We start from the raw sequence: 15,506 nt of genomic DNA, 5'->3' as shown, positions 1-15,506 counted from the left end.
GCACAGCTAGGGCTTCTCCCGCGTCGACTCCGCCAGGTCCAGGGAGGTCGCGATGCGGACCGCGACGTCCTCGGCGTAGGCCGTGTCGGAGCGTTCGAAGCGGCTGCGGCCGGGCCCGCGCAGGAAGGTCACCACGCCCAGGGTGCGGCCCCGGCTGCGCAGCACCGCGCACAGCGCGTGCACCGCGTCGCCGGGCCACTGCCGCTCCAGCGCCCACTCCCGCGCCCGCTCGGCCGGCACCGCCCCGGCGTCCGCCCGCACGGTCCCGGCCCGCGCCACGCACTGGAGCGCCGGATGGCCCTCCGGGTAGCGCACGGGCAGCCCGGCCGCGCCCGTCAGCAGACTCGGCCCCGGCGCACCGGCGGGCGTGGCGGCGAGCCGTACCAGCCGTACGACGCTCTCCTCGGTCCCGTCCTCCGCGCGCGCGGAGGCCGGCGCCACCCGGTCGATCAGCGCGTGGTCGGCGAAACCGGCGAGGGCGAAGTCCAGATGGACGGTGGCGGCCTCGGCCGGGTCCTCGCACTCGGCGGCGGCCCGCGCCGCGCGGTGCAGCTGGTTGGTGCGGAACCGCAGCAGGGCCGCCTCCTGCTCGGTCTGCTTGGCCTCGGTGACGTCCATGAAGAACCAGCCCACGCCGAGCGGCACCGGCTCCTCGGCCAGCGGTGAGGCCAGCCGCAGGAAGCCGTTGCGCCAGCACCGCCGCTTCTCGCCCTCGGCGGTGCGCAGCGTCACCCACATCTCGGCCGGTGCCGGGGGCGCGCCCTCGGACAGCACGTGCGTCAGGGCGGCCTCCAGCTCCTCCACGCCCTGCGCGAGCAGCTCGCCGAGCGGCCGCCCCAGCGCGGAGGTGCGGCCGGTGCCCAGCGCGCGGGCCGCGTACGCGTTCACCACGGCCGGCCGCAGATCGGCGTCGATCAGGACGACCCCCCAGGCCGCGTCCTCGAACAGCGCCTCGCTCAGCGCGATGGACCGCTCCAGGTCGATCTGCGCGTGCACCTCGCTGAACGCGCAGTACAGCCCGGCGGGCTTGCCGTCCGGCCCGCGCACGGCCGCGGCCTGGGTCCGCACCAGCACCCGCCCGCCGTCCTTGGTGACGAGCGCGAACTCGTGCACCTGGCGTCCGGGCGCGTGCATCGCGGACATCAGCCGCGACTGGACCTCCTCGGCGTCGGCGCTGCGCACCGCCCATCCGGCGAAGCCGTGCCGCCCGACCGCCTCGGCCGCCGTCCAGCCGAGGATCCGCTCGGCCTCGCGGTTCCAGTGGGTGACGACCCCGTCGGCGTCGAAGGCGCACAGGGCGGCGTCCATGCCGTCCAGCAGCGCGGCGAGCAGATCGGACCCCCCGTGCTCACCGGACTCGCCGGGGTCTTCCGGCCCCAGCTCGTCGGTGGTCCCACTCCGCCGGGAAGCACTCACCCTGGACCCCCTGAAGCCGCGTCCACACGCCCTGACGGCGCGTTCGCTCACTGCCTTCATTCAACTCGAACGTGACACACCCCACACCCTGTTCCCACAAGAAGTTCCCTCAAGAAGTTCCGCGCGAAGTTCCCTCGAGAAGTTCCCGCGAAAAAACAGTTGAGGCGGTCCCCGGGCGCTTCTTAGTGTGTCGGTACACGAGAAGGGAGGTGGTTCGGCAGATGTATGAATACCGGACGCGTGAGGTGGCTGCGGGCTAGCGGCCCGTCACCACACACTGTGCGGTGCCGGACCAGCACGTGAGAGACACGTGCAGCCGGCCCCATTCCCAAGCAGTCACCCGACCCGCGGGCTGCCGGTACGTCCGGCCGGCTCCTCCTCGGAGGAACCCAGCCCGCGGGTCGTCTGCGTTCTCCGGGGCCGAGGGTCCTCAGGGGCTGAGGCGCTCGGTCGTCCAGGTGCCGTCGGGCCGGGCGACGTACCGGAACCGGTCGTGCAGGCGGTTCTCCCGGCCCTGCCAGAACTCGACCGTCTCCGGGGTGACGCGGTAGCCGCCCCAGTGCGGGGGCACCGGGACCTGCTCGCCCTCCGGATAGCGGGCCTCCAGATCGGCGTAGGCGGCATCCAGTTCGGCGCGGGAGGCGATCACCGCGGACTGCACACTGGCCCAGGCGCCCAGCTGGGAGCCGTGCGGGCGGGTGCGGAAGTACGCGGCGGTCTCGTCCCGGCCGGTGCGGCGGGCGGTGCCGGTGACGACGACCTGGCGGGCCAGCGGGTGCCAGGGGAAGAGCAGGGAGACCTGGTCGTTCTCGGCGAGGTCGCGGCCCTTGCGGGAGTCGTAGTTGGTGTAGAAGACGAAGCCCTCGGTGTCGTACTGCTTCATCAGGACCATGCGGGTGCTGGGCCGGCCGGCGGCGTCCGCGGTGGCGACGACCATGGCGTTGGGTTCGTAGAGGGTGCCGTGGAGGGCGGCGCGGGCCGCCTCCTCGAACCAGCGGGCGAACTGGTCCATCGGGTGCGTGGCGAGGTCCCGCTCGTCGAGACCCTCGGCTCGGTACTGCTTGCGCATGGCCGCGGGGTCGAAGGCGGGGTCGAGGAGCGGGTTGCGGTCGGTCACGCGGCCATCCTGCCACCGGGCGTCCGCGCCGTACCGGGCGTCCGCGGCCTCATCGCACGCGCGCGTGTGTGGCACTCAGTGTCTTATGGGCTGCCCATGTATGGCACTGGGGGATATCGTGCTGGTCCCTTCGCGGTTTGGGTGACCACCGGCCCGTCGGGGCATCACCGGGGTGACCGCCGCCGCCACATCACGCACGAGGAGCCGCCTCATGTCCGAGTTCGTACCCGGGCTCGAAGGAGTCGTCGCGTTCGAGACGGAGATCGCCGAACCCGACAAGGAAGGCGGGGCCCTGCGCTACCGGGGCGTCGACATCGAGGATCTCGTCGGCCATGTCTCCTTCGGGAACGTCTGGGGGCTGCTGGTCGACGGCGCCTTCAACCCGGGGCTGCCGCCCGCCGAGCCGTTCCCGATCCCCGTCCACTCCGGCGACATCCGGGTGGACGTGCAGTCGGCGCTGGCGATGCTGGCCCCGGTGTGGGGGCTGAAGCCGCTGCTGGACATCGACGAGGGCCAGGCGCGGGAGGATCTGGCGCGGGCCGCCGTCATGGCGCTGTCGTACGTCGCCCAGTCCGCGCGCGGGCAGGGGCTGCCGATGGTGCCGCAGCGGGAGATCGACAAGGCGAACTCGGTGGTCGAGCGGTTCATGATCCGCTGGCGCGGGGAGCCCGACCCGAAGCATGTCGCCGCCGTGGACGCGTACTGGACCTCCGCGGCCGAGCACGGGATGAACGCCTCCACCTTCACCGCGCGCGTGATCGCGTCCACGGGCGCGGACGTCGCCGCCGCGCTGTCGGGTGCGGTGGGCGCGATGTCCGGGCCGCTGCACGGCGGTGCGCCCTCGCGGGTGCTCGGGATGATCGAGGAGATCGAGCGCACCGGGGACGCGGAAGGCTACGTCAAGCAGGCCCTGGACCGCGGTGAGCGGCTCATGGGCTTCGGGCACCGGGTGTACCGGGCGGAGGACCCGCGCGCCCGGGTGCTGCGGCGTACGGCGCGGGAGCTGGGGGCGCCGCGGTTCGAGATCGCGGAGGCGCTGGAGAAGGCCGCGCTGGAGGAGCTGCACAACCGGCGGCCGGACCGGGTGCTGGCCACCAACGTGGAGTTCTGGGCCGCGATCATGCTCGACTTCGCCGAGGTTCCGGCCCACATGTTCACGTCCATGTTCACGTGTGCCCGCACCGCGGGGTGGTCGGCGCACATTCTGGAGCAGAAGCGGACGGGGCGGCTGGTGCGGCCGTCGGCCCGGTATGTCGGTCCCGGGCCGCGCCGCCCGGAGGACGTGGCGGGGTTCGCGGACATCGCCCACTGAAGGGGTGCCCGAGGGGCGCTTCCGCGCCCCTCGGGACCGGCCGCTCAGGCCGGTGTCAGAAGGCCTGTGTGGTGCCGCTCGGCCACCAGCGGGTGGGCCCGCAGCTTGCCCTTCAGCTCGTTGTAGCCGTACTCGGCGAACAGCGGGTTGGACGGGTCGGTGGTGATGCCGGGGGCCCGGGACGCGTGCGGGAAGGGCAGCGGCTCGATCCGCGCGTCCAGGCGGGGGTTGTAGAAGAAGGGCACCGAGAAGCGTTCGGTGGCGCCGGGCGGGCTGACCACGCGGTGGTTGGTGGCCAGCAGGTAGCCGTTGGTGGCCACCTCCAGGAGTTCGCCGAGGTTGACCACGAAGGCGCCCTCGATGGGCGGTACGTCGTGGAAGCGGCCGTCCTCGCGCTGGACCTGGAGGCCGCCGACCGTGTCCTGGAGCAGGAGGGTCAGGAAGCCGTAGTCCTTGTGCGCGCCGACGCCCTGGTCGGTGCCGTCGCCCGCGCTGCCCGGGTAGCGGACCAGCTTGAGGTGCGGGTGGGCGTGGTCGCCGAAGACCGGGGCGTAGAAGTCGGCGGGGGCACCGATCGCCGTGAGCAGCTCGCGCAGCAGCCGGTCCGCGACCGCGCTCAGCTTGTCGATCCAGGCCAGGGCGGCGGTGCGCAGCTCGGGGAGGGCGGCCGGCCACTGGTTGGGGCCCTGGAGCCACCAGTACGGCGGCTCGTCGGGGCCGGGGACGCGGGCGGGGCGTTCGGCGCCTATGTCGAGCTGGTCGCGCCAGTCGCGGGCGCCGCCGGTCCGCTCGTCGCCGGTGCGGGTGTAGCCGCGGAAGTGCGGGGAGTTGACGTTGTCGAGGGCGAGCCGGTCGGCCTCGGGGAGGGCGAAGAAGGCGCGCATGGCGGTGAGCAGCGCGTCGGTCTCGGCCGCCGTCACTCCGTGGCCGACGAGCTGGAAGAAGCCCACGTCGTGGGCTGCGCTGTGCAGCTGGGCGTGGAGCAGGTCGCGGGCCTGGGGGCCGCGGTCGGCGGCCGACAGGTCGATGATGGGGAGCTGGTCGTACGACGTCGCTCTGTGCGTGGTCATGGTGCGTCCGCGGGGTGTACGGGGCACGGGTGGCCGCCGAGGGGTGAGGGCGGCCCCCGGTGCCGAGATCCGGTTCCGGAAAAGGAAAAGAAGAAGAGGGGGCTGGGTCAGGCGGAGAAGCGCCGACAGCCCATGCTCGTGACGCGCACGTAGTCCACGTGGCGGCGGCGGACGAGCATCGGAAGCATGCGGCAAGGGTACTGCCCCTGGCCGGATACCGATGTGACCCGGATCACCCGTGCGCGGACCGGCTCACCCCGCGGCCTGCAAAGACCGTGACCGGCGCCCCTGACGGCGGCTCAGTCCAGGGCGTGGGCCAGCAGATCGGTCCACTGGGCGACGACTCGTTCGCGGCGGGCGGTGTCGTCGGTGAGGAGGTTGGCGAGGCCGAGGCCGCGGGCCATGTCCAGGAAGCCCTGGACGGTCTCGCGGGCGCCGGGGCGGGACTCGTCGGCGCCGAGGAGTTCCACGGCGATGCGGTGGGTCTCGCGGCCGACGCGGGCCTCCAGCTCGGTCACGCGCGGGCGCAGCTGTTCCTCGTTGGAGGCGGCGACCCACAGGTGCAGGGCGGCGCGGAAGAGCGGGCCGGTGTAGAGGTCGACCAGGGCGGAGACGACGGCCCGGCGGTCGGCGGCGCCCTCGGGGAAGAGGTCGCGCAGGGCGGTGGAGCGCTGCTCGGCGACGTACTCGACGGCCGCGGTGAACAGGTCCTCGCGGGTCGGGAAGTGGTGCTGGGCGGCGCCGCGGGAGACGCCGGCGCGTTCGGCGACGACGGCGACCGTGGAGCCCGCCCAGCCGTGTTCGGCGAGGCAGGCCACGGCGGCTTCGAGGAGCCGCTGCCGGGTGGCCCGGCTGCGGTCCTGTTTGGGCACGCGCTCACGTTCCGCCGTCGGTCTCACGCGGTCACACCACCCATGCCGGGTCCCGTCTCTCCAGGAAGGCCGTCATCCCCTCCCTGGCCTGGTCGGAGGCGAACAGCCGGGCCGAGAGCGCGGTCAGGGCGGCCGCGTCCCGGTCGAATGCCTCCAGCACCCTAGCCGTGAGCAGCCGCTTGGTCTCGGCCAGGGCCTCGGGTGAGGAGCGGCGCAGGCCGTCGAGGACGGGGGCCAGGGCCGCGTCCACGTCGTCGGCGGCGGCGGTCAGCAGGCCCACGCGCACGGCCTCCTCGGGGGTGAGGCGTTCCCCGGTGAGGCAGTAGCGGGCGACGGCCCGCGGGTCGGTGCGCGGGAGCACCGGCAGGGAGATCACCGCGGGCGCGACGCCGATGCGGACCTCGGTGAAGGCGAAGGTGGCCGCCGTCGACGCGGCCGCGATGTCGCACGCGGCGAGCAGGCCGAGGCCGCCCGCGCGGACGTGTCCGGTGACGCGGGCGACGACCGGGCGGGGCAGTTCGACGATCTGCCGGAGCAGCGCCACCAGCGCGTCCGGGCGGGGCGGGTCGCGCAGGTCGGCGCCGGCGCAGAAGGTGGTGCCGGTGTGGGTGAGGACGACGGCCCGGACGCCCGGGTCGGCGGCGCAGTCGGCGAGGGCGGCGGCGAGGCCGGAGACCAGGGCCGTGGACAGGGCGTTGCGGGTGTCGGTGGCGTCCAGGCTGAGGGTTTCGACGCCCCGCGCGCGGGTGCGGCCGATCGGGGTCACGGCAGCTCCCTCAGTTCGCGGCGCAGGATCTTGCCGGAGGCGGCGCGCGGGACGGTGTCGAGGAAGGTGACGGCGCGGACGCGCTTGTAGGGCGCGACGCGTGCGGAGACGTAAGCCATGATCTCGTTCTCGGTGAGGTCGTCGGCGGTGCCGGTGCGGCGGACCACGAAGGCGTGCGGGATCTCGTTGCCGTCGGGGTCGTGGGTGCCGATGACGGCGGCGTCGGCGATGCCGGGGTGGGTGAGCAGCAGGGCCTCCAGTTCGGCGGGGGCCACCTGGTAGCCCTTGTACTTGATGAGTTCCTTGACCCGGTCGACGATGTACAGCCAGCCGGCTTCATCCACCCGCCCGACGTCTCCCGTGTGCAGCCAGCCGTCGCTGTCGATCAGGGCGGCGGTGGCGTCGGGGCGGCCGAGGTAGCCCTTCATCACCTGCGGGCCGCGGATGAGGATCTCCCCCGCCTCCCCAGGGCCGAGGTCCCTGCCGGGCTCGTCCAGGGAGACGATCCGCATCTCGGTGCCGGCGACGAGTCTGCCGACCGTGCCGGCGGGTGCCTCGTGCAGCCGGTCGAGCGGCACGACATGGCTGCCGGGGGAGAGTTCCGTCATGCCGTAGGCCTGGCCGAGCGGGGGCACGCCGAGGCGTTCGGCGCACGCGCGCGCGAGGTGGGCGTCGAGCGGGGCGGCGGCGCTCATGACGTACTGCACCGAGGAGAGGTCGTAGCGGCCGACCGCGGGGTGCCGGGCGAGGGCGAGGACGATCGGCGGGGCGACGTAGAGGGCGGTGATGCGGTGCTTCTCGATCGCCGCGAGGAAGGTCTCCAGGTCGAAGCGGGGCAGCACGACGACGGTGGCGCCCCTGCGCAGGGGGCCGTTCATCAGGGCGGTGAGGCCGTAGATGTGGAACAGCGGCAGTACGGCGAGGATGCGGTCGCCGGGGCCGAGCGGGACGGCCGGTTCCAGCTGGGCGAGGTTGGTGGCGATCTGCCGGTGGGTGAGCATGACGCCCTTGGGGACGCCGGTGGTGCCGGAGGAGTACGGCAGCGCGGCGAGGTCCTCGGCCGGGTCGAAGGCGAGCCGTGGCTCGGGGGCGGTGGTGGCCGCCATGTCGCCGAGCGAGCGGTGCCCCGAGGCTTTGTCGCACACGAAGATCTCCCGTACCCCGCCCGCGAGTTCGGCGGCCCGGCGGGCGATGTCGAGCAGCGGGGAGACGGTGACGATCCAGCGGGCCGCGCTGTCGCGCAGCTGCCGGGCGAACTCCTCGGCGGTGGCGAGCGGGTGCACCGTGGTGACGGCGGCACCCGCGCGTGTGGCCGCGTAGAAGGCGGTCGGGTAGGCGATCGTGTTGGGGCTGTGCAGGGCGAGGACGTCGCCCTTGCGGACGCCGGCGTCGGCGAGGGCGGCGGCGAGCCGCCGGTGGAACCGGTCCACCTGCGCGTAGCCGAGGGTGGTGCCGTCCGTGCCGTCGATCAGGGCGGGCAGGTCGCCGAAGGCGGCGGCGCCGCCGAGGACGGCCTCGTGGATGGGGAGGTCTACGGGCGGGACGTCTGCGTACTCGCTGCGGAACACGGTTCCTCCTCGCACGGCCGGGTGCGATCAGTACGACTTGGGCAGGCCCAGGGTCTGGTGGGAGACGTAGTTGAGAATCATCTCCCTGCTGACCGGTGCAATACGAGCCACGCGCGCGGCCGTTATCAGCGAGGCGAGACCGAACTCGCGGGTGAGCCCGTTGCCGCCGAGGGTGTGCACGGCCTGGTCGACGGCCTTCACACAGGCCTCTCCGGCCGCGTACTTGGCCATGTTGGCCGCCTCGCCCGCGCCGGTGTCGTCGCCCGCGTCGTAGAGGCGGGCCGCCTTCTGCATCATCAGCCGGGCCAGCTCCAGGTCGATGTGGGCCTGCGCCAGGGGGTGCGCGATGGCCTGGTGGGCGCCGATGGGGGCCTGCCAGACGGTGCGGTCGCGGGCGTACTCGACCGCCCGGGACAGCGCGTAGCGGCCCATGCCGATCGCGAACGCGGCCGTCATGATCCGCTCCGGGTTGAGGCCGGCGAACAGCTGGAGCAGACCGGCGTCCTCGTCGCCGACGAGCGCCTCGGCGGGCAGCCGTACGTCGTCCAGGACCAGCTCGAACTGCTTCTCGGCCGCCTTCAGTTCCATGTCGATGGGCCGCTTCTGAAGGCCCTCGGCGTCTGTCGGCACGATGAACAGGCAGGGCTTGAGGCGTCCGGTGCGGGCGTCCTCGGTGCGGCCGACGATCAGGACGGCGTCGGCCAGGTCGACGCCGGAGATGAAGACCTTGCGGCCGGTGAGCAGCCAGTCGGTGCCGTCGCGGCGGGCGGTGGTGGTGATGCGGTGGGAGTTGGAACCGGCGTCGGGTTCGGTGATGCCGAAGGCCATCAGGCGGCTGCCGTCGGCGAGTCCGGGGAGCCAGGCCCGCGCTTGCGCCTCGGTGCCGAAGCGGGAGATCACCGTGCCGCAGATGGCCGGTGAGACGACGAGCATGAGCAGCGGGGAGCCGGCGGCGCCCAGCTCCTCAAGGACGACGGAGAGTTCGCTGATGCCGCCGCCTCCGCCGCCGTACGCCTCGGGCAGGTTGACGCCGAGGTAGCCGAGCTTGCCGGCCTCGGTCCACAGCTCGGTGGGCGGCTTGCCCTCGGCGACGGTCCGGGTGATGTAGTCGCGGCCGTAGCGCCTGCCGAGGGCGGCCACGGCGGCACGGAGGGCCTTGTGCTCTTCGGATTCGATGACGGGGGTCATGGGGCTCCTAGGAAGAGGGTTGCTGGACGACCGCCAGCAGAGTCCCGGGCTCCACCTGCTGTCCCGGCTCGGCGTGCAGTGCGGTCAGCGTTCCGGTGACCGGTGCCGAGATCTGGTGCTGCATCTTCATCGCCTCCAGCCAGACCAGCGGCTGGCCCGCCGTCACGGCCGCCCCCTCGGCGAGGCCCTCCGCGACGCGTACGACCGTGCCGGGCATCGGGGCGAGCAGGGAGCCGGGGGCGAGCTGGGCGACCGGGTCGGGGAAGCGGGGCAGGGCGGTGAGGCGGGTGGCGTTGACATGGATCTGGTCGCCGTAGCGGGCGATGTCGAACCTGCGCTGCACGCCGTCCACTTCGAGGACGACCAGGTGCGCGTCGGTGTGCACGACGCGCACCCCCTCGGCCACGGGCCCCTGCCGGGTGTGGCGGTAGCGGACCTCGTACTCCTCCCCCGCCATCGCGTACCGCTTCACCTGCGGCTGCGCGGGAACGTTCCGCCAGCCACCGAAGCGGGACCGGCCGGGGGCGTCGGCGAGGGCGGCGGCCAGCGGGGCGTACGGGTCGGGGGCGGGCTCGGTGAGGGCGGCGAGGTGGCGGTCGTAGAAGCCGGTGTCCATACGGGCCCGGACGAACTCCTCGTGCCGCAGGGAACGGACGAGGAGGTCGCGGTTGGTGACCGGGCCGTGCACCGCCGCCTGCTCCAGGGCTCCCGCCAGCCTGCGGATCGCCTCCGCGCGCGTGGGCGCGTGGGCGACGACCTTGGCGAGCATCGGGTCGTAGTGCACGCCGATGGTGTCGCCGTCGGTGTAGCCGGTGTCCAGGCGGACGCCGGGGGGTACGGCGAGCCGGTGCAGGGTGCCGGTCTGCGGGGCCCAGTCCCGGGCGGGGTCCTCCGCGTACAGGCGGGCCTCGATCGCGTGCCCCCGCGCGCGTGGGGGGTCCTTTTCGAGGGCGCGGCCCTCCGCGACGCGGATCTGTTCCGCGACCAGGTCGATGCCGAACACCGCTTCCGTGACGGGGTGTTCGACCTGGAGGCGGGTGTTCATCTCCAGGAAGTGGGCGCGCCCGTCGGCGACGAGGAACTCGACGGTGCCGGCGCCGACGTACGAGACGGCGCGCGCGGCGCGCACGGCCAGGGTGCGCAGCTCGGCCGCGAGCCCCTCGGTGAGTCCGGGCGCCGGGGCCTCCTCGATCACCTTCTGGTGGCGGCGCTGGAGGGAGCAGTCGCGGGTGCCGAGCGGCCAGACCGTGCCGTGGGTGTCGGCGAGGATCTGCACCTCGACATGGCGGCCGTGCTCCAGATACGGCTCCACGAACACCTCGCCGTCACCGAAGGCGCTCGCCGCCTCGGCGCGCGCGCCCTCCAGCGCGGCGGGCAGCTCCTCCAGACGGCGCACGATCCGCATCCCGCGCCCCCCGCCGCCGGCGGCCGCCTTCACCAGGACCGGCAGATCGGCCTCGGTGACCTCGGTCAGCGGCGCCAGCCCCATCAGCCGCTTCGCCCGGGTCTTGGACGCCATCGCCTCGATGGCCTGCGGCGGCGGCCCGATCCAGGTCAGTCCGGCGGCGTGGACGGCACGGGCGAAGTCGGGGCTCTCCGAGAGGAAGCCGTACCCGGGGTGCACGGCGTCCGCGCCGGCGGACAGGGCCGCCTTCACCAGCAGGTCGCCACGGAGATACGTCTCGGCGGGCGCCGCCCCCGGCAGCCGTACCGCCAGATCGGCCACGCGCGCGTGCAGCGCGTCCGCGTCGGCGTCCGAGTGCACGGCGACCGTCCGGATCCCCAACTCGCGGCAGGTCCGGACGATCCGGCAGGCGATCTCGCCGCGGTTGGCCACAAGGAGTGTCGAAATCACGTGATGCCTCACATCCGGAAGACGCCGAAGCCGCCCCGCGCACCCTCGTAGCGGGCGGTGTGGATCGCGGACAGGCACAGGCCGAGGACGGTGCGGGTGTCGCGCGGGTCGATGACGCCGTCGTCGTACAGCCGCCCGGACAGGAACATCGGCAGCGACTCGGACTCGATCTGCTGCTCCACCATGGCGCGCAGGGCGGCGTCCGCGTCCTCGTCGTACGGCTGCCCCTTCGCCGCCGCCGACTGCCGGGCGACGATCGACAGCACGCCCGCGAGCTGCTGCGGGCCCATGACGGCCGACTTGGCGCTGGGCCAGGCGAACAGGAACCGCGGGTCGTAGGCGCGGCCGCACATGCCGTAGTGCCCGGCGCCGTAGGAGGCACCCATGAGCACCGACAGGTGCGGGACGCGGGAGTTGGACACCGCGTTGATCATCATTGCGCCGTGCTTGATGATCCCGCCCTGCTCGTACTCCCTGCCGACCATGTAGCCGGTGGTGTTGTGCAGGAACAGCAGCGGGATGTCGCGCTGGTTGGCCAGCTGGATGAACTGGGCGGCCTTCTGCGACTCCGCGCTGAAGAGGATGCCCTGCGCGTTGGCCAGGACGCCGACCGGGTAGCCGTGCAGGCTCGCCCAGCCGGTGGTCAGGCTGGTGCCGTAGAGCGGCTTGAACTCGTCGAAGTCGGAGCCGTCGACGATCCGGGCGATGACCTCGCGGGGATCGAACGGGGTCCTGAGATCGCCGGGGACGATACCGAGCAGCTCCTCCTCGGCGTACTTGGGCGGCTCGGCCGGGCCGGGGTCCGGGTACGCCTTGCGGTGGTTGAGGCGGGCGACCACCCGGCGCGCCTGCCGCAGGGCGTCCCGCTCGTCCACGGCGAAGTGGTCGGCGAGCCCGGACACGCGCGCGTGCATCTCCGCGCCGCCCAGGGACTCGTCGTCGCTCTCCTCACCGGTGGCCATCTTCACCAGCGGCGGCCCGCCGAGGAACACCTTCGCCCGCTCCTTGACCATGATCACGTGGTCGGACATGCCGGGGACGTAGGCGCCGCCCGCGGTGGAGTTGCCGAAGACCACGGCGACGGTCGGGATACCGGCGGCGGACAGGCGGGTGAGGTCCCGGAAGATGGCGCCGCCGGGGATGAAGATCTCCTTCTGGGAGGGCAGATCGGCGCCGCCCGACTCCACCAGGCTGATGCAGGGCAGCCGGTTGGCGAGCGCGATGTCATTGGCGCGCAGGGCCTTCTTCAGGCTCCAGGGGTTGCTGGCGCCGCCGCGGACGGTCGGGTCGTTGGCGGTGATCAGGCATTCCACGCCCTCCACCACGCCGATGCCGGTGACCAGCGAGGCACCGACGGTGTAGTCGCTGCCCCAGGCGGCCAGCGGGGACAGCTCCAGGAACGGGGTGTCCGGGTCGAGCAGCAGCTCGATGCGCTCCCGGGCGAGCAGCTTGCCGCGCGCGCGGTGCCGGGCGACGTACTTCTCGCCGCCGCCCGCGAGCGCCTTGGCGTGCTCCGCCTCCAGGTCGGCGAGCTTGGCCAGCATGGCCTCGCGGGCCGCGCGATAGGCGGCGCTCGCGGGGTCCAGGGAGGTGCTGAGAACCGTCACAGGAGGGCCTCCGGAATGTCCAGGTGGCGGGAGCGCAGCCATTCGCCGAGGGCCTTGGCCTGCGGGTCGAAACGGGCCTGTGCGGCGACACCGGCGCCGAGGATGCCCTGCACCACGAAGTTCAGGGCGCGCAGGTTCGGCAGCACATGCCGGGTGACGGGCAGCTCCCGGCTCTCGGGGATCAGCTGCCGGAACCTTTCGGCGGTCAGCTCGTGCGCGAGCCACCGCCAGGCGTCGTCGGTGCGCGCCCACACCCCGACGTTGGCGTCGCCGCCCTTGTCGCCGCTGCGCGCCCCGGCGACCAGGCCGAGCGGGGCGCGGCGGGTGGGCCCGGGCGGCAGCGGGTCCGGCAGCGGCGGGGCCGGTACGTCCGTCAGGGGCAGGGTGTCCTGGGGCGGCGGCACAGGGATACGGCGGCCGTCGTCGAGGACGGCCACATGGTCCACGACACCATGGGGGACGGCCACATCCTCGAAGACCCCATAGGGCGCGCCCTTCCCGGGTGGCGCCAGCACATGGAAGCCCGGGTAGCTGGCCAGCGCCAGCTCCACCGCGGCCCCGCTCAGCGCCCGCCCCACCACCTGCTGGTCCGGGTCCCGTACGAGGAGCCGCAGCAGGGCGCTGGCCGTCTCCTCGGTGCCGGCGTCGGCCCGGTCGGTGCGGACCAGCTCCCAGCGGACCTCGGCGGGCGGCGCCTTCGCCAGGGCCTCGCCGAGCTGCTCCCGCACCAGTCGGGCCTTGGCCTCGATGTCGAGACCGGTGAGCACGAAGACGACCTCGTTGCGGAAGCCGCCCAGCCGGTTGAGCCCGGCTTTCAGGGTGGGCGGCGGGGCCTCGCCGCGCACTCCCTCGATCCGTACCCGGTCCGGCCCGTCCTGGGCGAGCCGTACGGTGTCCAGCCGGGCGGTGACGTCCGGCCCGGCGTACCGGCCGCCGCCCGTCTCGTACAGCAGCTGCGCGGTGACCGTGCCGACGTCGACCAGGCCGCCGGTGCCGGGGTGCTTGGTGATCACGCTGCTGCCGTCGGCGTGGATCTCGGCCAGCGGGAAGCCGGGGCGGCGCACGTCCGCCTCCTGGAAGAAGGCGTAGTTGCCGCCGGTGGCCTGGGTGCCGCACTCCAGCACATGTCCGGCGACGACGGCGCCCGCGAGCCGGTCGTACTCCCCGGGGCCCCAGCCGAAGTGCGCGGCCGCCGGCCCGGTGACCAGGGCCGCGTCCGTCACCCGCCCGGTGACCACGACGTCCGCGCCCGCCCGCAGGCACGCGGCGATGCCGAACCCGCCGAGGTAGGCGTGGGCGGCGAGGGCGTCGGAGGCGGTCCCCCCTGGCCGAGCGGGGCCGAGCGCCTGCGGGAGGGCGCCGGTCAGGTCGTCGCCCTCGACGTGCGCGACGCGCAGCGGAATGCCGAGCCGGGCGGCCGACGTCCGGACGGCGTCGGCGAGGCCCGCCGGGTTGAGCCCGCCCGCGTTGGTGACGATCCGCACCCCGCGCTCCCGGACCAGGCCGAGGCACTCCTCCAGCTGGCGCGGAAAGGTGCGGGCGTATCCGGCCGAGGGGTCCTTCAGCCGGTCCCGGGCGAGGATGAGCATGGTGAGTTCGGCGAGGTAGTCGCCGGTGAGGACGTCGACCTCGCCGCCGGTGAGCATCTCGCGCAGCGCTGCGAAGCGGTCGCCGTAGAAGCCGGAGAAGTTGCCGACGCGCAGGACCGTCACGCCTGGCCCCCCTTCGCCGGGCGGCCGCTGCCGGGCGGACCGGCGAAGGCCTGGGCGATGTCCAGCCAGCGGTCGGCGTCCGGGCCGGTGGCGGTCAGCGCGAGGTCCGCGCGGTGGGCCCGCTGGGTGACGAGCAGGCAGAAGTCCGGCGCGGGACCGGTGACGCGCTGCGGGGCGTCCGCGGGGCCGTAGCCCCAGGTCGCGCCGGACGGGGCGGTCAGCTCCACGCGGAAGGCGTCGGCGGGTGGGGTGAGTCCATGGACGGTGAAGGCGAAGTCCCGAGTGCGCACACCGAGTCGCGCCACATGCCGGAGCCGGTCGGTGGGTGGGCGCATCACACCCAGCGCGTCGGCGACGTCCAGCCCATGGGCCCAGGTCTCCATAAGACGGGCCGTGGCCATCGAGGCGACCGACATGGGCGGGCCGTACCACGGCAGACGCGCGTCGGGCGGGGCCGCCCGCAGCGCCCGGTCGAGGGCCTCGCGGCCCTCGCGCCAGGCCCGCAGCAGCTCGTCCGGCGGGCGCCGGGCGCCCTCCGCCGCGCCCTCGTCCACGAACGAGTCCGGGGCGGTGAGCGCCTTCTCGACCAGCGCCTGGAAGGCGGCGGGGTCGGTGGCGGCCAGCAGCGCCGAGTGGTCGGTCCAGGCGAGGTGGGCGATCTGGTGGGCGAGGGTCCAGCCGGGCGCGGGGGTGGGAAGCGCCCACTGCGCGGCGCTCAACTCGGCCACGAGCAGGTCGAGTTCCTCACTCTCCGCACGCAGGTCGTCGATGACGGGCGTCGGGTCGGCCATGAGGGGAGCATGGCAGTGGGGGTGGAAACAATCAAGCGTGCTTGCATGAATTTCTGGCCGATGTATGCGGCGAGGGGGTGGGCCCTTAGGCCATGGGCCCACGCCATGTGTGCGTACGACGTGTGCGCCCACGACATATGGGCCGGGCCTCGACGCGAGGGCCTACGGCATGTGGGTCGGCCCGCCGACGTGCGGGCCTACGACATATGGGTCGGCCCGCCGACGTGCGGGC

The 15,506-nt window shown here is 73.7% G+C and carries 12 protein-coding genes; 1 reads left to right on the top strand and 11 read right to left on the bottom strand.

What is annotated here, in order from left to right:
• Positions 1-6 precede the first annotated feature (6 nt).
• Complete coding sequence (locus ACWCV9_RS30925; RefSeq protein ID WP_450791512.1) at positions 7-1,416, bottom strand: PAS domain-containing protein; 1,410 nt, start codon at positions 1,414-1,416, stop codon at positions 7-9.
• A gap of 430 nt (positions 1,417-1,846) precedes the next feature.
• Positions 1,847-2,533, bottom strand: a complete 687-nt coding sequence (gene pdxH, locus ACWCV9_RS30920) for a pyridoxamine 5'-phosphate oxidase (RefSeq protein ID WP_385842028.1) — start codon at positions 2,531-2,533, stop codon at positions 1,847-1,849.
• Positions 2,534-2,744: 211 nt separating this feature from the next.
• Here pdxH and ACWCV9_RS30915 point away from each other — a divergent pair, with 211 nt between their 5' ends.
• Entirely contained in the window at positions 2,745-3,845 is a 1,101-nt protein-coding gene (locus ACWCV9_RS30915) for a citrate synthase 2 (protein ID WP_450791510.1), read from the top strand.
• Positions 3,846-3,889: 44 nt separating this feature from the next.
• Here ACWCV9_RS30915 and ACWCV9_RS30910 read toward each other — a convergent pair whose 3' ends face one another.
• From ACWCV9_RS30910 to ACWCV9_RS30870, 9 genes are all read right to left on the bottom strand, one after another.
• A complete protein-coding gene (locus tag ACWCV9_RS30910; protein ID WP_450791508.1) occupies positions 3,890-4,915 on the bottom strand; it encodes an isopenicillin N synthase family dioxygenase in 1,026 nt (341 codons plus the stop codon).
• A 299-nt stretch (positions 4,916-5,214) separates the two neighbouring features.
• Positions 5,215-5,787: a TetR/AcrR family transcriptional regulator gene (locus ACWCV9_RS30905; protein ID WP_450791507.1), complete on the bottom strand. Its 573-nt coding sequence runs from the start codon at positions 5,785-5,787 to the stop codon at positions 5,215-5,217.
• Between the two features lie 31 nt (positions 5,788-5,818).
• Positions 5,819-6,553: an enoyl-CoA hydratase family protein gene (locus ACWCV9_RS30900; RefSeq protein ID WP_450791505.1), complete on the bottom strand. Its 735-nt coding sequence runs from the start codon at positions 6,551-6,553 to the stop codon at positions 5,819-5,821.
• Positions 6,550-8,121: a 4-coumarate--CoA ligase family protein gene (locus tag ACWCV9_RS30895; RefSeq protein ID WP_450791504.1), complete on the bottom strand. Its 1,572-nt coding sequence runs from the start codon at positions 8,119-8,121 to the stop codon at positions 6,550-6,552. The genes ACWCV9_RS30900 and ACWCV9_RS30895 overlap by 4 nt, the downstream gene beginning before the upstream one ends.
• 27 nt (positions 8,122-8,148) lie before the next feature.
• Complete coding sequence (locus tag ACWCV9_RS30890) at positions 8,149-9,309, bottom strand: acyl-CoA dehydrogenase family protein (RefSeq protein ID WP_450791502.1); 1,161 nt, start codon at positions 9,307-9,309, stop codon at positions 8,149-8,151.
• Between the two features lie 7 nt (positions 9,310-9,316).
• The gene (locus tag ACWCV9_RS30885) at positions 9,317-11,164 is read right to left on the bottom strand and encodes an acetyl/propionyl/methylcrotonyl-CoA carboxylase subunit alpha (protein WP_450791500.1); all 1,848 of its coding nucleotides are present in this window, start codon (positions 11,162-11,164) and stop codon (positions 9,317-9,319) included.
• Positions 11,165-11,172: 8 nt separating this feature from the next.
• Complete coding sequence (locus tag ACWCV9_RS30880) at positions 11,173-12,771, bottom strand: acyl-CoA carboxylase subunit beta (RefSeq protein WP_450791498.1); 1,599 nt, start codon at positions 12,769-12,771, stop codon at positions 11,173-11,175.
• Positions 12,768-14,483 carry an acyclic terpene utilization AtuA family protein gene (locus ACWCV9_RS30875; RefSeq protein ID WP_450791497.1) on the bottom strand — a complete coding sequence of 572 codons (1,716 nt, stop codon included), beginning with the start codon at positions 14,481-14,483 and terminating at the stop codon, positions 12,768-12,770. The genes ACWCV9_RS30880 and ACWCV9_RS30875 overlap by 4 nt, the downstream gene beginning before the upstream one ends.
• Positions 14,480-15,274, bottom strand: coding sequence for a TIGR03084 family metal-binding protein (locus ACWCV9_RS30870; RefSeq protein WP_450791495.1), 795 nt, complete (start codon positions 15,272-15,274; stop codon positions 14,480-14,482). Before ACWCV9_RS30870 ends, ACWCV9_RS30875 begins: the two co-directional genes overlap by 4 nt.
• Positions 15,275-15,506 lie beyond the last annotated feature (232 nt).

It is taken from the genome of Streptomyces sp. NPDC001606, assembly GCF_053596835.1.
Note: the sequence above shows the minus strand (reverse complement) of the source record. Positions and strands in the feature narration are given on the sequence as shown.

Coding starts and splice junctions, on each gene's coding strand:
- ACWCV9_RS30915 (WP_450791510.1), top strand. CDS start 2,745: ATGTCCGAGTTCGTACCCGGGCTCGAAGGAGTCGTCGCGTTCGAGACG.
- ACWCV9_RS30910 (WP_450791508.1), bottom strand. CDS start 4,915: ATGACCACGCACAGAGCGACGTCGTACGACCAGCTCCCCATCATCGAC.
- ACWCV9_RS30890 (WP_450791502.1), bottom strand. CDS start 9,309: ATGACCCCCGTCATCGAATCCGAAGAGCACAAGGCCCTCCGTGCCGCC.
- ACWCV9_RS30870 (WP_450791495.1), bottom strand. CDS start 15,274: ATGGCCGACCCGACGCCCGTCATCGACGACCTGCGTGCGGAGAGTGAG.